Here is a 20,496-nt window from a genome sequence, read left to right as displayed (position 1 = left end):
CGTAGGTCACACCGATCGGTGGTGAACACTGGTATCCATGGCGCCTCGTGGGTTTCCGTACGACGATCTGCAGAGCTTCCTCGACGCCCTCGAGAAGGCCGGTGAGCTGCGCCGGGTCACGGTCCCGGCCGACCCGACGCTGGAGATCAGCGAGGTGGTCACCCGCACCGTCCGAGCCGGCGGACCGGCCCTGCTTTTCGAACGGCCCACCCGCGGCGACATGCCGGTGGCGATCAACCTGTTCGGCACCGAGAAGCGGATGGCGATGGCGCTCGGCGTCGACTCGCTCGACGAGGTCGGCGACCGGATCGGCGCGCTGATCAAGCCGGAGCTCCCGGTCGGCTTCTCCGGCATCCGCGAGGGCATCGGCAAGGCGCTGCAGCTCAAGTCGTTGCCGCCGAAGAAGGTGAAGACCGCACCCTGCCAGGAAGTGGTGCTCAAGGGCGACGAGGTCGACTTGAACCTGCTGCCCGGCCTGCAGGTCTGGCCCGAGGACGGCGGCGTCTTCCACAACTTCGGGCTGACCCACACCAAGCACCCGGAGACCGGCAAGCGCAACCTCGGTCTCTACCGCCTGCAGCAGCACTCGAAGAACACCCTGGGCATGCACTGGCAGATCCACAAGGACTCGACCGCGCACCACGCGGTGGCCGAGCGCCTCGGTGAGCGGTTGCCGGTGGCCGTGGCGATCGGCTGCGACCCGGTCGTCAGCTACGCGGCCAGCGCACCGCTGCCGTCCGACATCGACGAATACCTGTTCGCCGGCTTCCTGCGCGGCGAGCGGGTCGAGATGGTCGACTGCCTGACCGTGCCGCTGCAGGTCCCGGCGCACGCCCAGGTCATCCTCGAGGGTTACCTGGAGCCGGGCGAGCGGCACCCGGAGGGGCCGTTCGGCGACCACACCGGGTTCTACACGCCGGTCGAGCCGTTCCCGGTGCTGCACATCGAGACGATGACCATGCGCAAGAAGCCGGTCTACCACTCGATCATCACGTCCAAGCCGCCGCAGGAGGACCACGGCCTGGGCAAGGCCACCGAGCGGATCTTCCTCCCGCTGCTGAAGATGCTGATCCCGGACATCGTCGACTACGACATGCCAGCCGCCGGAGTCTTCCACAACTGCGTGATCGTCTCGATCCGCAAGCGCTACCCCAAGCACGCGCAGAAGATCATGAACGCGATCTGGGGCGCGCACCTTATGTCGCTGACGAAGCTCATCGTTGTCGTCGACGAGGACTGCGACGTGCACGACTACGCCGAGGTGGCGTTCCGGGCGTTCGGCAACGTCGACTACGACCACGACCTGCTGGTCACCCAGGGCCCGGTCGACCACCTCGACCACGCCTCCTACCAGCAGTTCTGGGGCGGTAAGGCGGGTCTCGACGCCACCCGTAAGCTGCCCAGCGAGGGCTACGACCGGGGCTGGCCGGACGAGATGGTCATGTCACCCGAGGTGGTCGCCCTGGTGGACAAGCGGTGGAAGGAATACGGGATATGACGGCGGTCGCGGCGGTTCCGGAGAAACCGGGCAAGGTCAAATCGTTCCTGCGTCTGGTCGCGATCGAGCACTCCGTCTTCGCGCTGCCGTTCGCGTACCTCTCGGCGTTCGTCGCCCTTGATCGGGAAAATACCGGGATCCACTGGCTGGACCTGTTGCTGATCACGATCGCGATGGTCTCCGGGCGGACGTTCGCGATGGCGGCCAACCGCATCCTCGACCGCAAGATCGACGCGCTCAACCCGCGCACGCAGAACCGTGAGCTGGTGACCGGGGCGGTCAGCCCGCGCACCGCCTGGACCGGCGCGATCGTCTCGCTGGTGGTCATGGCCCTCGCGGCCGGCCTGCTCAACTGGCTCTGCCTGGTGCTCTTCCCGCTCGCGGTGATCCCGCTGGTGATCTATCCGTACGGGAAGAGGTTCACCAACTACCCGCATTACATCCTCGCGCTCGCCCAGGCGGTGGCGCCGGTGGGCGCCTGGCTGGGCATCACCGGCACCTTTTCCGGCTCCGGGCCGGCCTGGCTGCTCGGCGTCGCGGTCGGCCTGTGGATCGGCGGCTTCGACATCATCTACGCCTGCCAGGACGTCGAGATCGACCGGCAGATCGGGGTGCACTCCACCCCGGCCCGCTGGGGCGTGCGCAACGCCCTGCGGATCTCCACGGCGACGCACGTGGTGACGTTCGCGCTCTTCGTCTGGTTCGGCGCGCTGGTCGGCCTGAGCTGGCTCTGGTGGATCGGGCTCGCGCTGACCGCGGCCGCGTTCACCTACCAGCACGTGGTCGTCACCGAGAACGACCTCTCCAAGGTCAACCGGGCGTTCTTCACCGCCAACGGCTTCGTCGGCATCGCGCTGTTCGTCTTCGCTCTCCTTGATTTGATTCTCTTGTAACGCGCGGCCCATCGCCGTCCGGCGTTCCGACCACCCGCAGCCGCTCAAGCTGCCGGCGCCGGTGGTCATCACGCGGACGGGGCAACGGCCGTGTTGCAGCCGTTCCCGCATTCCGCCCTGACGAGCGCCCAGCTGCGAGCGATTGCCGAGGGCTTCCGGCTGAGCGCCGAGCGGGAGGTCACGGTGCCAAAGGTGTAACCGTTCTCGGCGGGGGGTGCGTCTAATCCGCGTGAGCGACAACGAGGCCGAGTTCCGTGAGTTCGTGGCCGCGCAGATGGATTCGCTGCGCGGCCTCGCGTACCTCACGTGCGGGGACTGGCAGCTGGCCGAGGACGCGGTTCTCGCCGCCCTGGCCCGGCTGTATGTGAAGTGGGGCCGGATCGATAACCACGACGCGTACGCACGGACCGCCGTGGTGCGGGCCGCCATCGACGAGACCCGGCGCCCGTGGTGGCGCCGCGAGCAGTCGAACAGCCACGCGATGCCGGAGCTCCCGGCGGTGGACGTGATTCCGGCCGTCGACGACCGGCTGCGGCTGCGCGAGGCGCTGCTGCGGGTGCCGGTCAAGCATCGGGCGGTGCTGGTGCTGCGCTTCCTGGAAGGGCTCAGCGTGCCGCAGACGGCGGCCGCGCTGCGCTGCCCCGAGGGGACGGTCAAGGCGTACACGTACCGCGGCCTCGAGAAGCTCCGCAAGATCCTTGGCGCCGAACCGGGCATCGACACGGAGGTCCGCTATGAAGCTGTCTGATCAGTTGGACGACGTGCGTGCCGAGGCACCACCGGCGCGCTACGACGTCGAGGACGCGGTGCTGGCCGGGAAACGCCTGCGGCGCCGCCGCCGGACCGGAGTGGCGGCCCTGGCCGTGGTGGCGGTGGCGGCCGCGATCGGGGTGCCGCAGCTCACCGGCCTGGCGTCCGGTCCGTCTCCCTCGCTGCCGGCCGAGCCGTCACCGTCGATCGCGCCGTCGCCGGCCTTCCAGGGTCCCAGCCTTACCTACACGCTGCACGCCTTCACGACCGGCAAGCTGCGGGTCGAGGATCCCTACCGCTGGAACGTCTCCGGCGAGACCGCGATGATCGAGAAGAAGGGCGGTCAGCCGGACGCGCAGGAGGGCGAGGTCACCCTCTACCGGCCCGGCATCGACCCGCGGAGCACACTCGACGGCGCGCAGATCACCGCGACGACCGCGATCCACGGGCGGCCGGCCTTCCGGGTCGACGCCGACGGGGCGCCGATGCTGCTCTGGGAGTACGCGGACGACGCGATGGCCCTGATCACGGTGCGTGCCGACGGTCCCGCCAAGTGGGCTCTCACCCCCAACGAGCTGCGCCAAGTGGCCGAAGCCCTGGAGCCCGGCACGCCGCAGCCGGTGATGATCGCCTTCGGAACGTCGTACGTTCCGCCGGACTACCGGGTGATCGAGGTCAGTGGGCGGTTCAGTTCAGGGCAACTGTCGTCGGCGCAACTGGTGCCGGCCGACGAGGCCGCCGCCCGGCTCGGCAAGCCCGACCCCGACCCGCGCACCCAGAAGGGCAGCCGGGGTCTTCTGCTCTGGCTGGCCCCGGCGGTCGCGTCCGACCACGGTGCGCCGCGGCCGGGGGTGATCTGTCCGACGCCGACCGTGATCAAGGGCATGCCGGTCGAGAAGATGGGCCGGCACTGCTACGTCTTCCTACCCGGCGGCAAGTATGTGCTCGATGTGTTCGCGCCCAGCGCACTGGACGACAACGAGGTCCGCAAGTTGCTCGAGGGCGCGCGATTCGGCGACGTCGGGAAGCCGGCCACCTGGCTGCCGGCGAACACCGGATTCCCGGTGAGCGCGCAGGTGGGCGGCGCATGAGCGGGCACACTTGAGGTATGCGTGAACCATGGGTCGTCGGTGTCTCGGGAGCCTCCGGGACGCCGTACGCCAAAGCTGTTTTGACTGCCCTGCTTGATGCGGGCGAGTCGGTCGATCTGGTCGTCTCCCGCGCGGCCCGGCTCACCCTGCTCGACGAGACCGGTGCCACCGTGCGGGACGCGCATTGGAAGGACGACGTCTCCGGGTGGCTCGGCCGGGATCTGGGCGACCTCAACTACTGGCCGGCCGGTGATCTGGCCGCCGGGCCGAGCAGCGGTTCCTATCCGGCCAAAGGCATGGTGGTGGTGCCGGCGAGCACGGCGGCCTGTGCGGGCATCGCCATCGGGCTCTCCAAGGATCTGCTGCAACGGGCCGCCGAGGTCAACCTCAAAGAGCGCCGCCGTACGGTCGTGGTGCCCCGGGAAACCCCGGTCACCCGCAGCCACCTCGAGCACCTGATCGCATTGCACGATGCCGGTGCGGTCGTGTTGCCCGCCAGCCCCGGCTTCTACAGTGCCGGGGCTGAAGCGACCGCTCAGCAGCTCATTGACTTCGTCGCGGGAAAGGTGCTGGACGCTCTCGGCGTACCCAACACGCTTTTGACCCGTTGGAAGGGTGAGCTGAATGCTCAGCGCAAGCCGTTGGGTGGGCCGTAACCCATCCCCGGATTGCTCGGACCGGTATTGCGGGGGCGATTAGCGGCGTCGTCCTCGCGCATTTCCTCGACGACACCGTCGCCCTCAAGCAGAGCGCGCACCTCGGACTCGCGGAATCGGCGGTGGCCACCCGGAGTGCGGATGCTGCCGATACGCCCGGCGGCGGCCCAACGCGTGACCGTTTTGGGGTCGACGCGGAACAGCGCGGCCACCTCGCCCGGTGTCAGCAGACGATCTCCAGTGTCCACAACCCCCTCCTCGCGTCGGTCTTGGAGCGGCCGTGATCACGGTGAGTGTCGGCTTGCTCGATCGGGACGTAAAGCCATTAGAGCATTGCCCCGGAACCGAGTCCCTGGAATGCGGAAAAAGCCCTAATTGCGACAGTGATCGTTATCCTGCCGACGATTCGTCGCTACCGGGCGTGAGTAGGTATCTGCCACCCGATTAGGGTCTGAGCTATGGACTCCATCGACCTCCGGCTGATCGACCTGCTACGGGAGAATGCCCGCTCCTCGTACGCCGAGCTGGCCCGCAAGGTCGGGCTGTCCGCGCCGGCCGTGCATGAGCGGGTCGGCAAGCTCGAGGCGGCCGGGACCATCCGCGGCTACCGCGCCGACGTCGACCACGAAGCGCTCGGTCTCGGGGTCACCGCGCTGATCGGCATCATCGAGGACTCCGGCGCCGACACCGACGACGTGCTCGCCGCGGTGCGGGCGATGCCCGAGGTGGAGAGCTGCTACTTCATGGCCGGAGTGGAGTCCTACCAGCTCACCGTGCGGGTCGGCACGATCGCCGAGCTGGAGCAGCTGATCGTGCGGATCAACCGCACGCCCGGGGTGGCGTCCACCCGCACCGCAATCGCGCTGAGCACCAAGTGGGAGAACCGCCCCCAGCCCGGCCTCAGCTCGTGATTTGCTTGGCGAGTCCCGGATAGTCCACGACGAAACCGTCATCGTCCACGGTGAGGTCCGCGCTGAACGTCTCGCTCGCGTAGCGCACCCGGCCGTTATCCAGCGGCGTATAAATTTGGTCGACCTGCATCACTTCGAGGCTGGGCACCAGCACCAGCGCGGCACTGATCCGATGAGACACGTTGACCTCGGCCTTGAGCAGTTCGAGCCGGCGGATCGGCAACGTGTTGGTCAGCGGCGAGCCGCCGAGATCGACGTCGTGCACCCCGAACAACTGGTCCGGGTCCTCGATGCCGGGCAGACCGGCGCGGGCGTGCCCGGCGGCCGACAGCACCGCATCGAGGTCGCCCTGCTCGGCGGTCACCACGCGCCATCGGCGGGCGGCCAGCTCCAGGCGGACGCTGCGGGTCCAGCCGGCGCCCTCGGTGGTGACGTCGAGATGAGCGCTGGCCCAAGCCGGATCGGTCCGCAACTCGTAGCGACAGGTGTAGGCGATCGGTTTGACCACCAGGACCGTGCCTCGGGCATAGAGGCCGTTCCGCGCGTCGATGAGGGCGTGCTCGACCCCGGTTGCATCCTTGCGTTCCCAGAAGAGCGAGTCAGGCAGCGGCATAGCTCTACCTCTACCCTTCCGGCCGGAGATTGTGCGCGAAGCCGTCCAGAAGCCACCTGAGGCCGTCGTCGAAGTCGTCCTTCCAGTCTTCGGCGGCACCGCGGAGCAGGCCGCCTCGACCGGCCTCGGCCAGGTGCGGCAGTTCGCCGCCGGCGGTGATCTCGGCGAAGTACGCGTCGGTCGACGCCCGCCACTCCTGCTCGGTCAGCCCGTCGCGCTGCCGCGCCGCCTGCTCCTGCCCGCTCAGCGTGATGAAGCCCCACATGTACGTGTCGACGACGTGCAGCAGCTTCAGCGCCTGTCCCGGCGGGAGCCGCAGACTCGCGATCGCCTGGAACGACTGCTCGGCGTGCCGGGCCGCCTGCGGGCCGATCGGCGCTCGCTCGCCGAACACGCTCATCACCCAGGGATGCCGGCGCCCGACCTCGATCTGCCGGTGGAGCACGGCCCGCAGCGCGTCACGCCAGTCGCCCGGCGGCATCTCGTCGAGCAGCATCTCGCCCAGCACCTGGTCGACCATCAGGTCGACCAGGTCTTCCTTGCGCTCGAAAAACGAATAGAGGCTCATCGGCCGGGCGGACAGCTCGGTGGCGATCCGGCGCACCGAGACGGCCTTGAGCCCTTCCTGGTCGGCGAGCTCGACCGCGCGGGCGACGACCGTCTCGCGGGTGAGCCGTTCGGGCTTGGTCGCTGCCGGGCGGGTCCAGAGCGGCCCACGGGTCTCCGTCACGTGGCCATCGTAACGGTGTACGACACGCGATACGGTGTATCGCATGTCGTACACCGTATCGCCGAAGTTGCTCGCTCTCATCGGCGCCACCCTGCTGGGCGTCTTCCTGGTCCAGATGGACTCCACAATGGTCAACATCGCGCTGGAGAGCTTCCGGCGTGACTTCCACACCGACCTCAGCACCGTTCAGTGGGTCAGCACCGCGTACCTGCTGGCGATGGCGGCGGTGATCCCGGTCGCCGGCTGGGCGATCAACCGATTCGGCGGCCGAACCGCCTGGCTCACCTCGCTGGCGCTGTTCACCCTCGGCTCGTTGCTCTGCGGACTGGCCTGGTCGGCCGGCAGCCTCATCGCGATGCGCGCCATCCAGGGGATGGGCGGCGGCATGCTGATGCCGCTGTTCCAGACGATCGTCGCCCGCCGCGCCGGCCGGCAGCTCGGGCCGGCGATGGCGCTGGTCGGCGTTCCGCTGCTGCTCGGGCCGGTGCTCGGCCCGGTGCTCGGCGGGGTGCTCACCGACGGACCGGGCTGGCGCTGGATCTTCCTGGTCAACCTGCCGCTCTGCGCCGTGGCGGCGTGGGCGGCGGTGCGCGTCATGCCGGCCGAACACATCGACCGCCCCGCCCGCCTCGACCTGCTCGGTCTGGCGCTGCTCTCCCCGGCCCTCGTGGACATCGTCTGGGGCCTGTCGCGGGCCGGTGCGGACGGCGGCTTCGGCGCGGCCACCGTGCTCGCCCTCGCCGCCGGCATCGGGTTGCTGGCCTGGTTCGTGGTGCACGCGTTGCGAGCGGCCGAGCCGATCGTCGACCTGCGGCTGTTCCGCAGTCGCAACTTCGCGGCGGCCGCGGCGCTGATGTTCCTCGGGATGGTGGCGCTGCTCGGGACCCTGCTGCTGATCCCGCTCTACTACCAGGAGGTTCACGGCTTCACCCCGCTGCATGCGGGGCTGCTCATGGCGCCCAACGGGGTCGGCTCGGCGCTCTCCCTGACCTTCGCCGGGCGGCTCACCAACCGCTATGGCGTACGCCCAGTGGCCCTGACCGGCTCGCTGCTGCTGCTCGGGGTGGCTCTAGCCCTCACCCAGCTCTCGGCCGGCACCAGTCAGTGGGTGCTGGCCCCGCTCATCGCGCTCGGCGGGCTGGGCTTCGGGGCGGTCCTGGTGCCCGCCCAGTCCAGCATCTTCGGCGGTCTGCCCCGCGAATCGCTGCCGCACGCCACCACCGCGGTGCGTGTGTTCCAGCAGGTCGGAGGCTCGTTCGGGATCGCCGCCCTGGCGGTGTCACTGCAGCGTGGCGCAGCCGGCGCTCGGGACCTCGCCGAGCTCGGTGACGCCTTCGGCCACGCCTTCTGGTGGTCAGCCGGTGCCTCGGCCCTGATGCTGGTCCCGGTCCTGCTGTTCCGCCGAGCGCAACAAAATGCCCCGGCGCGAACCGCGCCGGGGCATTCCGAGATGTCGCTTGATCAGTAGGTGCGTGCCGGGCGAGCCGTGCCGAAGCGGGCGCCGGTGCCCTCGCGACGGTCGCTGCGCTGGTTGTCCCGGCGGAAACCGCCGGTGCGCTCGCCGTTGCGGGGCTGGAACGTGCCACGCTCGCCGCCACCTGTCCGGGGCCGGTCCGCGAAGGTCCGGTCGCCGGTCGGGCGGTCGCCGGTCGGGCGGTCGCCGCCGGTCGGGCGGTCCTGGCGCTCGGGCCGGTCAGCGTACGGACGCTGCGGCCGGTCACCGTAGGAACGCTGCGGCCGGTCACCCTCACTGCGAGGCCGGTCACCGTACGTGCGCTGCGGCCGGTCACCGTAGGAACGCTGCGGGCGGTCGCCGAAGCGACCACGCGGCCGGTCGCCACGCTCGCGGCGCTGCTCCGGCTCTTCCGGCACCGGGATACCACTGGGCTCGCGGGCCCCGGTGACCTCGGCGAGCTTCTCGTCACCGAGACGCACCCGAACCTCGGCCGGCGCGACACCGGCCTTGCCCATCATCGCCTGCGTGCTGCGCCGCTGCTTCGGCAGAACCAGCGTCACCACCGCACCGGACTCGCCGGCCCGAGCCGTACGGCCGGCGCGGTGCAGGTAGTCCTTCGGGTCCTTCGGCGGGTCGACGTGCACGACCAGCGAGATGCCGTCGACGTGGATGCCACGGGCCGCCACGTCGGTGGCCACCAGCACGTTCGTGCGGCCTTCCTTGAACTCGGCCAGCGTGCGGGTGCGAACCCGCTGCGTCTTGCCACCGTGCAGGGCGCCCGCTCGGACACCGACCTGGCGCAGCTGCTCCACCAGCCGGTCGACGCCCATCTGGGTGCGGGCGAAGACGATGGTCTTGCCCGTCCGGTTGGCGATCGCCGCGGTGATCGGGAACTTCTCCTGCGGCGGGATCAGCAGCAGGTGGTGATCCATCGTGGACACGCTGGCCTCGGACGGATCGGTCGAGTGCGTGACCGGGTCGTGCATGAAGCGCTTGACCAGGGTGTCGACGTCACCGTCGAGAGTGGCCGAGAACAGCAGGCGCTGCGCGTGCTCCGGGGTCTTGGCCAGCAGCTCGGTGACCTCGGGCAGGAAGCCCATGTCAGCCATCTGGTCGGCCTCGTCCAGAACGGTGACCTCAACCTCGTCGAGGTTGCACGCGCCCCGCTCGATCAGGTCGCCGAGACGACCCGGCGTGGCCACGATGACCTCGACGCCGCGACGGAGCGCGTCCATCTGCCGGTCGTACGGCACGCCGCCGACTGCGGTCTTCAGGAACACGCCGACCGAGCGGCCCAGGGGCTGCAGCGCGTCGGCCACCTGCATGGCCAGCTCGCGGGTCGGCACCATGATCAGGGCCTTCGGGTGGTGCGGCTTGGCGCGGCCGCCCTGCGCGACGCGGGCCAGCAGCGGCAGGCCGAACGCCAGGGTCTTGCCGGAGCCGGTCTGGCCGCGGCCGAGAACGTCGCGGCCGGCCAGAGCATCCGGGATGGTCGCGGACTGGATCTCGAACGGCGCCGAGATGCCCTCACGGGAGAGCACGCGCACGAGCTCAGCCGGCAGGCCGAGGTCGCCGAAGCTCTGGGTGGGGGTTTCGATCACTGCGGGGGTCTCAGCCTCGGCAGCTGTTCCCGTCTCTGCGGCGGTCTCAGTCACTTCGACTGCAGACTCTTCGGTGGCAGGAGCGGGAGTTTCGAAAACGGACGGGAACGTGCTGGGGTCAGCGAAAGTGGTCAAGAGAACCTCTCTACGGGGGCGCATGCTCGCGAATGGCCCGCCGCGGCTGCTGAGAGCCTGACGCTGTAATGCCCGCAAGAACGCCCGTGGCGTGCACCGTGTCGGCACGCCGCTTCAGTAACTGTCATAAGTGTACGGCTCAACGTTTGGCACGCCGACCGCATTCCGCCTCGGTAGTGGGCAGCCTCACCCTGGGCGCAACCTCGCAAGGATAGGTGCACCGGCGCTATCCGACAAACTCAGGCGAACAGGTCTCCCAGCATTCCGGTGAAGGCGCTGCCCGCTGTGAGCATGAAAACAAGGCTCACCGCGACCAGCAGTCCCAGGACCACCAGCATTGCCACGACGACCTTGAGATTGCTGCGCCGGCGGTCGATGATCTCGTCCCGCCAGCCCTGCGCAAGGATATGCCCGGTGAGCGATCCTGAGTTCTCCACAGCGCTCATCGAGACCGGCATTGTTGTGTCGATTGTCTCGTAACCGCCGTACACGGTTCCGCCCGGACCGGTCACCTGGCCGCGCTGCTGAGGCACCGGTGCGGTGGCGTTCGGATCGAAACCGGCGGGGTAGGCCGGTGGGCGGTTGACCTGGGCAGTCGGCGTCGGAGATACACCGAACGGCTGGGTATTTGCGGCCGGACCGGCTACCCCATACGGGTTGGCCGGGGCCGGCGTGACCGTCGGCCGGGATGCCGCGGCCGGCGGCACGGTGTACGACGGCAGGCCCGGCGATGCCTCCGCGATGGTGGGCGGCGGCAGGATCAGCGGCTGCGGCGGGCCGGGGATCGGGCTCGGCCCCGGGCCTGGCGGCACCGGCGACGGTCCCGGACCCGGGGGCACCGGCGACGGACCCGGGCCCGGAGGTACGGGTGAGGGGCCCGGGCCCGGAGGTACGGGTGAGGGGCCGGGGCCGGGAGGAACCGGGCCGGGCGGCGTCGGACTCGGCGCCGGAGCCGGACTGGGTGCCGGGACGGGCGCCGGGAACGGGCTCGGCTGTGGTGTCGGGAACGGCGTCGGCACCGGGGCGGGGAACGGCGTGGTCGGATCGAACGGGCCGGGCTTGGGCGGATCGGGCCGGCTCGGCGGCGTTGGGACCGGGCGCGGCGGCTCGGGCTTGGCCGGTTCGGGTTCCGGCTCGCCTGGCTTCGGCTCGCCTGGCTCCGGATCGGCCGGCTTCGGCTCGCCGGGCACGGGGCGGGCCGGCTCGGGATCGGCGGGCGTGGGATCGCTCGGCTGCGGCGGCTCGGTCGCGCCCAGCTCGGGTTGGCCCGGCTCGGTCGCGCCGAGCGTGAGCTCGGCCGGCTTGGCTTCGCCGAGCTTGGTCTCGGCCAGCTCGGGGTGGCCCAGCTCGGGTCGGTCCGGCTTGGTCACGCCCAGCTTGGTCTCAGCCGGGCTGGTTTCGCTGAGCTTGGTCTCGTCCAGTTCGGGCTTGGCCGGCGGGGCCGTCTCGGTCGCGGGTGGGACGTCCGCGGGTCGCTTGACCGAGACCGAGGCCGTGCCGATCGACGTCGAGGAGACTGCCGGTTTCGGGGTCGAGGAGGACTCGGCCGGACGACCGCCGTAGACCTTGGCTTGGCCGCTCGGCCACGTCGCGGCGCGCACCGCGGCCGGATCGGCGCTGATCGCACCCGGCACCGAGGCCCGGGCCGCGCCGGCACCCGGCGCGGTGGGCAGCTGGCGGGAGGAGCCGTCGATCCGCTCGGGCACCAGCTTGTCGGCGGGGTTGACCGGACGCGCGGATCCGGTGACCCGGCCCGGCTCGGCGGGAGATGCGGGCGCCGCGCTGGCCGGCGCTGAAGCGCCGCCCGGGGCGGAGACCGGCGCGGACGCGGATGCGGTGGCCGGCTTGGCCGACACGGGCGCGGAGGCGCTCACCGAACCGGTGGGCCGGCCTACCGTGGCCCGGCCGCTGGCGGCGCCACTCACGGGCGCGCTGCCGGGCCGGTCGAACGAAGCTGGTGCCGCGGCCGCCGAGAAGGTCGTGCCGTTCGCCGGGGAAGCCGAGCCGGACACAGTCGGAGAGCCTGAGCCGTCCGCCGGGGAAGCCGCGGAGGAGGCTGAGCTGGACGCTGCCGGGGAGGCGGTGCCGGTCGCCGGCGCCCACAGAGCACCAGGCGCTGGGGGCGGCGGAGGAGCGTACGCCTCCTGGTCGTCACCGGCAGCCGGCCTGGTGCCGTTGCCGTCCGGTGTCGCCTGCCGCTCTTCCATGAACCCTCCCGACCGCGTGCCGACGTTTCGGACGTCGGGCGCTGCCCCTACCGTGCCATATCCGCGCTCGTGAACACACCTGGCACCAACCGGGCCAGTCGTGCGACCAGCCAGTTACCACCGGAAAAGGCGATCTTTCCGAGCCGGTGGTCGACGTGGACGAGCGGCTCAGTCCGCCGACGCGGACGCCGAGGATGACGACGCCGACTGAGCGGAGCTGGCGGAGGTCGTCTCCTTCGTCGCGCTCGCCGAGGTGGAGCCGGTCGTCGGCTTAGTGGTCTCGCCGGTGTCCCCGGTCTCCGGCGTTGTGGTGGTCGGAACCGGAGTCTCCGGGGTCGGCGTCGGCTCAGTGGTCGGAGCCGTCGTGGGAGCCGTCGTGGGAGCCGTCGTCGGAGCCGTCGTCGGAGCCGTGGTGGGCGCCGTGGTGGGGGTGGTCGTCGGCTTGGTCGTCGGCGTCGTCGTCGGCTTCGAGGTGGCCGGCGTGGTCGGGCTGGTCGGGCTGGTCGTGCCGCCCGTCCCCGGGTTGGTCGTGGTGCCGGTCCCCGGGCCAGTCGTGGTCGCCGGCTCCGGGTCGGGGGCGCCGAGCGCCGGCCCCTCGGTGACGCCCTCGACCGAACCGAAGATCCGGGTGGCCTGGAAGAGCCGCGACCAGCGGACCGGGGTGAGGCGCACGTTGAGACCGGTGCGCGGGGCCTCGACCATCATGCCGTTGCCCGCGTACATCGCGACGTGGTGGATGCCGCGCCAGCTGTTGGAGTAGCTGAAGAACAGCAGGTCGCCGGGGAGCAGGGAGTAGCGGTCGACGACCTTGTTGCGGGTCTGCCAGTACTGGTCGCGGGAGACGCGGGTCAGCGGGAAGCCGACCGAGTGGTACGCCGCATACATCAAACCGGAGCAGTCGTACTGGTTCGGGCCTTCCTCGGACCACACGTACGGGTCGCCGCGCTGGGCCAGCGCGAACGTCAGCGCCTGGATCGCGCGCGGGTCGGCGCCGCGGCCGGCCTCGGCGCCCGCCAGGTATTGCGCGCCGAGCGCGCTGTCGGCGGCGGTCTCGGACGTCTCGGCCGCGGCCAGCTCGTCGACGTGGGCCAGCTCGAGTTTCTGCTGGGCCGACTGCTTCTGGTTGAGCTGGGTGTTGAGCTTGCCGTAGCGCCCGATCAGGTCGTCCCAGTGCTTCTTGGCGAGGGTCTCCTCGTCGAGCGCGAGCTGGACGGACGTCTCGGCGGAGTCGATCTGACGAGCCGCGGCCTGCTCGGTGGAGACGTCGCCGCGCTGAAGGCGGGCGAGGTCGTCGAGGCCGGACAGGCCCGGGTCGTAGGCGCCGGGCAGCTGGGCGGCCGCCTCGAGCATCGACTGGGCGGCGGCGTCGGAGGCGGCGGAGCGTGCGTCCTGCAGGGTCGCGGCGGCCGAGGTGTAGCGCTGCTCGGTCGTCGTGAACTGGGTCTTGGCGAGATCGCGGTCCTGGCCGAGCTGGATCAGGTCGTCGCCCATGGTGGCGATCGCGGCGCGGCCCTTCTCGATCTGCTGCAGCACCGGGCTGGTGGCGGAGCCGATGAGAGTGGGCGACACGGTCGGCACGGCGGCGGTCTGGCCGGGCATCACGAGGGTGCCGAGCGCCATCGGCCGGGAGCCGGCGTCGGGGACGGCGGGGGCGACCGGTGCCAGCGGCACGGTCGGCGCGGCCAGGGCCGGGACGGGGTTGAACAGGGCGGCGATGGCGGCGGTGACGGCAGCGGAATACATCACGGGGCGCCACCAAGGGCGGACCGTGACATTTCGCCGGTCTCCGTAACGTGCAGTAGCCATGCGCTCCCCGTCCGTGACGAAAATTCTCGCCACTTCTCGTCCCCCTAAAGGCTTACCTCATAGCTCATACGGCTGTCGATTGATCAGAGATGAAAGAAGGCTGGGAATCCCAAGTCCGACATCGTGAGCTGGGCCGCCTCGAAACCCTGCGGCCGGGATCTGGTCGGGGGTGGGACGTAGGCTCAACGCGGGCTAAAAGGAAGGGGCACAGATGGATGCCGGGCGTAAACGTGAGCTCGAGGCCAAGGTCTATGCAGGTGAACGACTGACCCGCGAGGACGGCGTCGCGCTGTACGAGACGGACGACCTCGCCTGGCTCGGTCGCCTGGCCCACCACAAGCGAACCGAGATGAACGGCGAGCGGGTGATGTTCAACGTCAACCGCCACCTCAATCTGACCAACGTCTGCTCGGCAAGCTGCGCTTATTGTTCCTTTCAGCGCAAACCCGGCGAAAAGGATGCGTACACGATGCGCATCGACGAGGCCGTGCGCAAGGCCAAGGAGATGGAGGACGAGCAGCTCACCGAGCTGCACATCGTCAACGGCCTGCATCCGACCCTGCCGTGGCGCTATTACCCCAAGGTGCTGCGCGAGCTCAAGGCCGCGCTGCCCAACGTCAAGCTCAAGTGCTTCACCGCGACCGAGGTCCAGTGGTTCGAGAAGATCAGCGGCCTGCCGGCGAGCGAGATCCTCGACGAGCTGATGGATGCCGGCCTCGAGTCGCTGACCGGCGGTGGCGCCGAGATCTTCGACTGGGAGGTCCGGCAGCACATCGTCGACCACAACTGTCACTGGGAAGACTGGTCGCGCATCCACCGCCTCGCTCATGAGAAGGGGATGAAGACGCCGGCCACGATGCTCTACGGCCACATCGAGGAGCCCCGGCACCGGGTCGACCACGTGATGCGGCTGCGCGAGCTGCAGGACGAGACCGGCGGCTTCGCGGTCTTCATCCCGCTGCGCTACCAGCACGACTTCGTCGACTCGCAGGACGGCAAGATCCGCAACCGGATCCAGGAGCGCACCACGATGGCCGCGCCGGCCGAGTCGCTGAAGACGTTCGCGGTCTCCCGGCTGATGTTCGACAACGTGCCGCACATCAAGAACTTCTGGGTCATGCACGGACTGTCGGTCGCCCAGCTTTCGCTGAACTTCGGGGCCGACGACCTGGACGGCTCGGTCGTGGAATACAAGATCACCCACGACGCCGACTCGTATGGCACGCCGAACACCATGCACCGCGACGACCTGCTCGAGGTCATCTGGGACGCCGGCTTCCAGCCGGTCGAGCGCAACACGCGCTACGAGGTGGTCCGGGAGTACGAGAAGGCCCCGTCACTCGCGTCCCGCCGCGCCGAACCGGCAACAGTCTGGGCCTGATCGGCACGGCGTACCCTCGTGGGGTCATGACCGAGACCAAGAGTGAGCGGCGCCCGCGCCGCGACCCCAGCGGGCGCCTGGCCACCATCGGTGATCTGCTGGGCACGGCGCTGGCCGGCCTGGTGATCGGTGCTGTCCTGCTGCTCGGCTTCGAGGCGATCCTGGCGCTCTTCCGGGCGTCCGAGTTCGGCCACACGAGCGGCTGGCTCGCGCTGATCCTGCCGCTCTGGCTGTTCACCGAGGAGTTCCGCGCCGCCCACGAGCACGGCCCCTATCGCGTCGTGGTGGCCGTGCTGGGCGCCGGCTTCGGCGTGGCGGTGGGCCTGAGCCTCGTCGGCCTGGTGGCGCCGGCCTTTCCCCAGCTGGTCAGCGGTCTGGTCGGGGCCGGCAGCTTCACCGTCGTCTATTGCCTGGTCTGGTTCTACGGCCTCCGGTGGCTGAGCCACCGCGCGGGTTGAGAGGGAGAGATGAGTCCCGCAGTCAAGTACACCCTGGGCCGCCTGGGCCTGTTCGTGCTGATGTTCGTGCTGCTCCTGCCACTCCCGCTGAACATCCTGGTCAAAGCCATGATCGCGCTGCTCGTCTCGGCAATCTTGTCGTACTTCCTGCTGGCCGACTGGCGCAACCGGATGGGCGAACAACTGGCCGGCGCCGCCTCCCGCCACACCCGGGAGAAGGAGCGCCTGCGCGCCGCCCTGGCCGGCGACGAGGAAGCCGCAGCCGCCGGCGACCGCGTCGACCCGACCCCGGTCGAGGCCGCTGAGGAGAAGTAGGAACCGGCGCGGGTCCGGTCCAACCCGTGGGATAGCGTGCGGGGGACCGCGTCTCAGCGAAGCCGGTGGGAAACCGGCGCTGTCCCGCAACTGTGATGCCTTCCGTCCCTCGGGTGGAGCCCCTGGGCGGAGGACGAGCCAGGTCGCCTGGGCGCCGGTCGCGAAGAAGCGCTCTCGGAGAGGGGCGCATCGCGGGCGGGACGGTTCGCATTCGGTCCTGTCGGCGAAGCACCACAAGCCGAGCCGACCGGAGGACCCCTCATGAAACGTGTGCTCACTGCCGTCGTGACCGCTGCCGCGCTGCTGTTCGCCGGCGGGTGCGGCGGGGATGACACCCAGGACAACGCCTCCACCACCGCGCCCAGCGCCTCCGCGGCGGCGTCCTATCCGGTCGCGGTCGGCGATGTGACGCTCGACAAGCGACCCGAGCGGATCGTCTCGCTGACCCCGAGCGGCACCGAGATGCTCTACGCGATCGGCGCCGGGTCGCAGGTGGTGGCGGTCGACGACCAGTCGAACTATCCGGCCGACGCGCCCAAGACCGACCTGTCCGGGTTCAAGCCGAACGCCGAGGCGATCGCGGCCAAGAACCCCGACCTCGTGGTGATGTCCAACGACGTCGACAAGATCGTGGCGCAGCTGACCACGCTGAAGATCCCGGTGTTCCTGACCCCGGCCGCGACCAGCGTGGACGACAGCTACCAGGAGATCGGCGAGCTCGGCACGCTCACCGGGCACCAGGCCGAGGCCGAGGCGCTGCACCAGCAGATGGTCAGCCAGATCGACAAGATCGTGAAGGAGGTGCCGGCCCGGGCGACGAAGCTCAGCTACTACTACGAGCTTGACCCGACGTTCTACTCGGTGACCTCGAAAACGTTCGTCGGCTCGGTCTTCGCACTGTTCGGCCTGGTCAATGTGGCCGACGCCGCCGACCCGGACGGCGCCAAGGGCGGTTACCCGCAGCTCTCCGCGGAAGCGCTGATCAAGGCGAACCCGGACACGATCTTCCTGGCCGACAGCAAGTGCTGCCAGCAGAGCGCGCAGACGGTCGCGGCGCGCAAGGGCTGGAACACCATCACCGCGGTCAAGGCCGGTCAGATCTACGGCCTCGACGACGACATCGCGTCGCGCTGGGGACCGCGTACCGTCGATCTGGTTCAGGCCGTTGCTGATGCGGTGGCCAAGGTCCCGGCGTGACCCTGCCGCGGGAGCGAGTGGGCACCCGGCCCGCCGGCCTTCGGCCGATCTGGCTTCTGGCGGGCCTGCTCGCGGTGCTGCTGGCGCTGGTCGCGGGCCTCGCCTTCGGCTCGGTCTCGCTCCCGCCGGCCGGCGTCGCGGCCGAGCTGCTCAATCTCATTCCGGGTGTACGCCTACACAGCGGTCTTTCCGAGCGGGACATCGCGATCGTCACCGAGTTGCGCCTGCCCCGGGTGATTCTCGGCCTCCTGGTGGGCAGCATGCTGGCTCTGGCCGGCGCCGCCTACCAGGGCGTCTTCCGCAACCCGCTGGCCGATCCGCACCTGCTGGGGGTGGCCGCCGGCGCCGGACTCGGCGTGACCATGGTGATCGCCTTCCGCTCGACGGCCGGCGAGGCCACCGCGAACCTGCCGTTCGGCGTGCCGTTCGCGGCGTTCGCGGGCGCGCTCATCGCTGTCGCGCTGACCTGGCTTCTCGGCGCGGCCGGCGGCCGCGACCGCTCACCGGCCACACTCATCCTGGCGGGGGTTGCGGTCTCGTCGTTTCTTGCGGCGGCTCAGACGTACGTCATGCAGCAGCACGTCGACACCCTGCGCGAGGTCTATTCGTGGCTGCTGGGGCGCCTCGCGACGGCGGGCTGGCACGACGTGCTGCTGATCCTCCCGTACGCCGCGGTGACCGGCGCGATCGTCCTGTCCCAGCGCCGCGAGCTTGACGTCCTGACCGTCGGCGACGAGGAGGCGACGGGTCTGGGCCTGCACCCGCAGCGCAGCCGTTACCTGCTGATCGTCGCGGCGTCGCTCGGCACGGCCGCCGCGGTGTCGGTGTCCGGCCTGATCGGCTTCGTCGGCATCATCGTCCCGCACACGATGCGCCTGCTGGCAGGTCCGAGCTACCGCTCGATCCTGCCGCTGTCGTTCCTGTTCGGCGGCGCGTTCCTGGCCCTGGCCGACCTGCTGGCGCGCACCGCGGGCGGTGCCGCCGAGATCCCGATCGGCGTGGTGACCGCGTTCTTCGGCGCTCCGTTCTTCATCGTCGTCCTGCGCACCACCCGAACGGCCGCCCCATGAAACGCGACCTCAGCGCGGTGGGCGGTGGGCCGGGCTCGGCGGGCGCGGGCGTCGCCGGGGCCGGGCCGCTGCGGCCGGCGGTCTTTGTTCGGGGGCTTCGGGTTCGGCTCGAGCGGGCGCTCATCGTGGACGGCATTGATCTCGAGGTGGCGAACGGGGAGTGGGTCACGGTCATCGGGCCCAACGGGGCCGGGAAGTCGACGGCGCTGCGGGCCATCGGTGGGCTGCTGCCCTTTGACGGGACGGTCGAGCTCGGTGGGACGGCCGTCGAGCGGTTGCCCCGGCGGGAGCGGGCCAAGACCGTCGCCACCGTTACCCAGGCGCCGGTGGTTCCGTCGGCGATGCGGGTCTTCGACTACGTGCTGCTCGGGCGTACGCCCTATGTGCCGCCCCTCGGCCGTGAGTCGGCCGCGGACCTGGCCGCCGTCGATGAGGTGCTCGAAGCGCTCGATCTCGAACGGTTTGCCGGCCGGCGGCTCGACACGCTCAGCGGCGGTGAGCGGCAGCGGGTCTTTCTCGCGCGGGCGCTCGCCCAGGGGGCCCGCATCCTGCTGCTGGACGAGCCGACCAGCGCGCTCGACATCGGGCATCAGCAGGAAGTGCTCGAGCTGGTCGACCGGCTGCGGGCCGAACGGGGGCTCACGGTGCTGGCGACCATGCACGACCTGACGACCGCCGGCGAATATGCCGACCGCATCGTGTTGCTGTCGGCGGGCCGGGTGGTGGCATCCGGCCCGCCGGCAACGGTGCTGACCGAGGAGAACCTGGCCGAGCACTACCGCGTGCGAGTGCGGGTCATCGAGGGCGAGCACGGTCCGCTCGTGGTCCCGGTGCGCGGCTAGAGCAGATAGGCCGCCAGCGGAATGTTCTGGCTGCGCAGCGCACTGGCTACCAGACGAGCGATCTGCTGGGCGCCGTACGTCTCGAAGTGGGTGTGGTCGTTGCAGAAGAATGCGCCGACCGCGCCCGAGGTGTAGTCGCCGTTGTTCGGGCAGAGCTTGACGGAGTTGTAGTACGACACGCTCAGTGTCTGCAGATCGATCACCGGCGAGCCGGTGGCCGAGCCAGCCGCGGTCGTCTGCGTGACGAAGCCGCGGTTCTTCACGGCGGTCGAGCCCGAGCAGGTGATCGCCGCGACCGCGGTCAGCAGCACCGGGTGCGCGCCGCGGGCCAGCGCCGCCTGGGCCATCATCGTCATCAGCTGCTGGTAACGGGCGGTGCCGACGTGCCGGGGGCAGTTCGTGTCGCCGTCGTTGATGCCGAACTGGATGAACAGATAGTCGCCGGCGACCATGCCGGTGAGCATCTGCTGCCAGCGGGTCGAATACGTGGTGGAGCTGAGCACGCACTCACCGCTCGAATCCTTGGTGCTGGTGACGTTGCCCTCGTAGAGCCACGTCTGGATGCTGCGCCCGGCGACGGCCAGGTTCTTGACCGCGGCGCCGGAGTTGAACAGCGCCCCGAACTGACTGCCCCAGCCGACCGGGCAGGTGGAGCTGGGGTTGGCCATCGTCGAGTCGCCGGCGAGCCAGACGTTGACCGGGGCGGCGGCGGCCGCTGCCTCACGTGGGGTCGAGGCGCAGGCGGGGCCGTCGATGAATGACACCCCGACCAGGTTCAGGGGGATGAGCAGGGCGAGAGCGACGAGCCAGCGGAGCTTTTTCATGGGGGCCTCCAGTTCGGCGGCGCCGCGAGGACGGTCGCGGCGCACGCCGAAAAGAGTGACAC

General features: G+C 70.2%; 20 protein-coding genes and 1 riboswitch. Of the genes, 13 read left to right on the top strand and 7 right to left on the bottom strand.

Going from position 1 to position 20,496, the window contains the following annotated elements; all coding sequences use genetic code 11:
- Positions 1–37 precede the first annotated feature (37 nt).
- The 5 genes from AB0E90_RS16650 to AB0E90_RS16630 all read left to right on the top strand — a co-directional run bounded on the left by AB0E90_RS16650 (position 38) and on the right by AB0E90_RS16630 (position 4,888).
- On the top strand, positions 38–1,498 hold the full coding sequence (locus tag AB0E90_RS16650) for a menaquinone biosynthesis decarboxylase (protein ID WP_360405329.1): 1,461 nt from the start codon (positions 38–40) through the stop codon (positions 1,496–1,498).
- Entirely contained in the window at positions 1,495–2,391 is an 897-nt protein-coding gene (gene mqnP, locus AB0E90_RS16645; protein ID WP_360405326.1) for a menaquinone biosynthesis prenyltransferase MqnP, read from the top strand. The genes AB0E90_RS16650 and mqnP overlap by 4 nt, the downstream gene beginning before the upstream one ends.
- Before the next feature lie 229 nt (positions 2,392–2,620).
- Positions 2,621–3,139 carry a SigE family RNA polymerase sigma factor gene (locus tag AB0E90_RS16640; RefSeq protein WP_360405323.1) on the top strand — a complete coding sequence of 173 codons (519 nt, stop codon included), beginning with the start codon at positions 2,621–2,623 and terminating at the stop codon, positions 3,137–3,139.
- Complete coding sequence (locus AB0E90_RS16635) at positions 3,126–4,232, top strand: hypothetical protein (protein WP_360405320.1); 1,107 nt, start codon at positions 3,126–3,128, stop codon at positions 4,230–4,232. Before AB0E90_RS16640 ends, AB0E90_RS16635 begins: the two co-directional genes overlap by 14 nt.
- A 17-nt stretch (positions 4,233–4,249) precedes the next feature.
- Complete coding sequence (locus tag AB0E90_RS16630; RefSeq protein ID WP_360405316.1) at positions 4,250–4,888, top strand: UbiX family flavin prenyltransferase; 639 nt, start codon at positions 4,250–4,252, stop codon at positions 4,886–4,888.
- Here the strand turns inward: AB0E90_RS16630 and AB0E90_RS16625 are convergent.
- Positions 4,861–5,136 (bottom strand): BldC family transcriptional regulator, encoded by a 276-nt coding sequence (locus tag AB0E90_RS16625; protein WP_360405313.1) that lies wholly within the window; start codon positions 5,134–5,136, stop codon positions 4,861–4,863. The two genes, AB0E90_RS16630 and AB0E90_RS16625, sit on opposite strands and share 28 nt — an antisense overlap.
- A 210-nt stretch (positions 5,137–5,346) precedes the next feature.
- On the opposite strand from AB0E90_RS16625, the gene AB0E90_RS16620 reads away from it, so the two are divergent.
- On the top strand, positions 5,347–5,799 hold the full coding sequence (locus tag AB0E90_RS16620) for an Lrp/AsnC family transcriptional regulator (protein ID WP_203804914.1): 453 nt from the start codon (positions 5,347–5,349) through the stop codon (positions 5,797–5,799).
- Here AB0E90_RS16620 and AB0E90_RS16615 read toward each other — a convergent pair.
- Together AB0E90_RS16615 and AB0E90_RS16610 are read right to left on the bottom strand one after the other, a co-directional pair.
- On the bottom strand, positions 5,789–6,412 hold the full coding sequence (locus AB0E90_RS16615) for a putative glycolipid-binding domain-containing protein (protein ID WP_360405310.1): 624 nt from the start codon (positions 6,410–6,412) through the stop codon (positions 5,789–5,791). The genes AB0E90_RS16620 and AB0E90_RS16615 overlap by 11 nt on opposite strands.
- Before the next feature lie 10 nt (positions 6,413–6,422).
- Positions 6,423–7,142, bottom strand: a complete 720-nt coding sequence (locus AB0E90_RS16610; RefSeq protein WP_360405307.1) for a TetR/AcrR family transcriptional regulator C-terminal domain-containing protein — start codon at positions 7,140–7,142, stop codon at positions 6,423–6,425.
- 43 nt (positions 7,143–7,185) lie between these two features.
- Between AB0E90_RS16610 and AB0E90_RS16605 the strand changes: the two genes are divergently transcribed.
- Positions 7,186–8,610, top strand: coding sequence for an MDR family MFS transporter (locus AB0E90_RS16605; RefSeq protein WP_360405304.1), 1,425 nt, complete (start codon positions 7,186–7,188; stop codon positions 8,608–8,610).
- On the opposite strand, the gene AB0E90_RS16600 is transcribed toward AB0E90_RS16605, so the two are convergent.
- From AB0E90_RS16600 to AB0E90_RS16590, 3 genes are all read right to left on the bottom strand, one after another.
- On the bottom strand, positions 8,604–10,334 hold the full coding sequence (locus AB0E90_RS16600; RefSeq protein WP_360405301.1) for a DEAD/DEAH box helicase: 1,731 nt from the start codon (positions 10,332–10,334) through the stop codon (positions 8,604–8,606). The genes AB0E90_RS16605 and AB0E90_RS16600 overlap by 7 nt on opposite strands.
- A gap of 239 nt (positions 10,335–10,573) precedes the next feature.
- Positions 10,574–12,346: a hypothetical protein gene (locus AB0E90_RS16595; RefSeq protein ID WP_360405298.1), complete on the bottom strand. Its 1,773-nt coding sequence runs from the start codon at positions 12,344–12,346 to the stop codon at positions 10,574–10,576.
- 363 nt (positions 12,347–12,709) lie between these two features.
- The gene (locus AB0E90_RS16590) at positions 12,710–14,284 is read right to left on the bottom strand and encodes a C40 family peptidase (RefSeq protein ID WP_360405506.1); all 1,575 of its coding nucleotides are present in this window, start codon (positions 14,282–14,284) and stop codon (positions 12,710–12,712) included.
- A 274-nt stretch (positions 14,285–14,558) separates the two neighbouring features.
- Here AB0E90_RS16590 and mqnE point away from each other — a divergent pair, with 274 nt between their 5' ends.
- The 6 genes from mqnE to AB0E90_RS16560 all read left to right on the top strand — a co-directional run bounded on the left by mqnE (position 14,559) and on the right by AB0E90_RS16560 (position 19,610).
- A complete protein-coding gene (gene mqnE, locus AB0E90_RS16585; RefSeq protein ID WP_360405295.1) occupies positions 14,559–15,728 on the top strand; it encodes an aminofutalosine synthase MqnE in 1,170 nt (389 codons plus the stop codon).
- Positions 15,729–15,754: 26 nt separating this feature from the next.
- Positions 15,755–16,186 carry a hypothetical protein gene (locus tag AB0E90_RS16580; RefSeq protein WP_360405292.1) on the top strand — a complete coding sequence of 144 codons (432 nt, stop codon included), beginning with the start codon at positions 15,755–15,757 and terminating at the stop codon, positions 16,184–16,186.
- Positions 16,187–16,195: 9 nt separating this feature from the next.
- Positions 16,196–16,501 carry a DUF4229 domain-containing protein gene (locus tag AB0E90_RS16575; protein ID WP_360405289.1) on the top strand — a complete coding sequence of 102 codons (306 nt, stop codon included), beginning with the start codon at positions 16,196–16,198 and terminating at the stop codon, positions 16,499–16,501.
- Between the two features lie 61 nt (positions 16,502–16,562).
- Positions 16,563–16,644, top strand: a riboswitch (cobalamin riboswitch).
- Positions 16,645–16,762: 118 nt separating this feature from the next.
- Positions 16,763–17,698: an ABC transporter substrate-binding protein gene (locus AB0E90_RS16570; protein ID WP_360405286.1), complete on the top strand. Its 936-nt coding sequence runs from the start codon at positions 16,763–16,765 to the stop codon at positions 17,696–17,698.
- The gene (locus AB0E90_RS16565) at positions 17,695–18,768 is read left to right on the top strand and encodes an iron ABC transporter permease (protein ID WP_360405283.1); all 1,074 of its coding nucleotides are present in this window, start codon (positions 17,695–17,697) and stop codon (positions 18,766–18,768) included. The genes AB0E90_RS16570 and AB0E90_RS16565 overlap by 4 nt, the downstream gene beginning before the upstream one ends.
- Positions 18,765–19,610 carry an ABC transporter ATP-binding protein gene (locus AB0E90_RS16560; RefSeq protein ID WP_360405280.1) on the top strand — a complete coding sequence of 282 codons (846 nt, stop codon included), beginning with the start codon at positions 18,765–18,767 and terminating at the stop codon, positions 19,608–19,610. Before AB0E90_RS16565 ends, AB0E90_RS16560 begins: the two co-directional genes overlap by 4 nt.
- Here AB0E90_RS16560 and AB0E90_RS16555 read toward each other — a convergent pair.
- Positions 19,607–20,434, bottom strand: a complete 828-nt coding sequence (locus AB0E90_RS16555; RefSeq protein ID WP_360405277.1) for an SGNH/GDSL hydrolase family protein — start codon at positions 20,432–20,434, stop codon at positions 19,607–19,609. The two genes, AB0E90_RS16560 and AB0E90_RS16555, sit on opposite strands and share 4 nt — an antisense overlap.
- Between the last annotated feature and the right edge of the window lie 62 nt (positions 20,435–20,496).

The organism is Actinoplanes sp. NPDC026619 (assembly GCF_040638295.1).
Lineage (GTDB): Bacteria > Actinomycetota > Actinomycetes > Mycobacteriales > Micromonosporaceae > Actinoplanes.
This window is presented reverse-complemented; position numbering and strand designations above follow the sequence as displayed.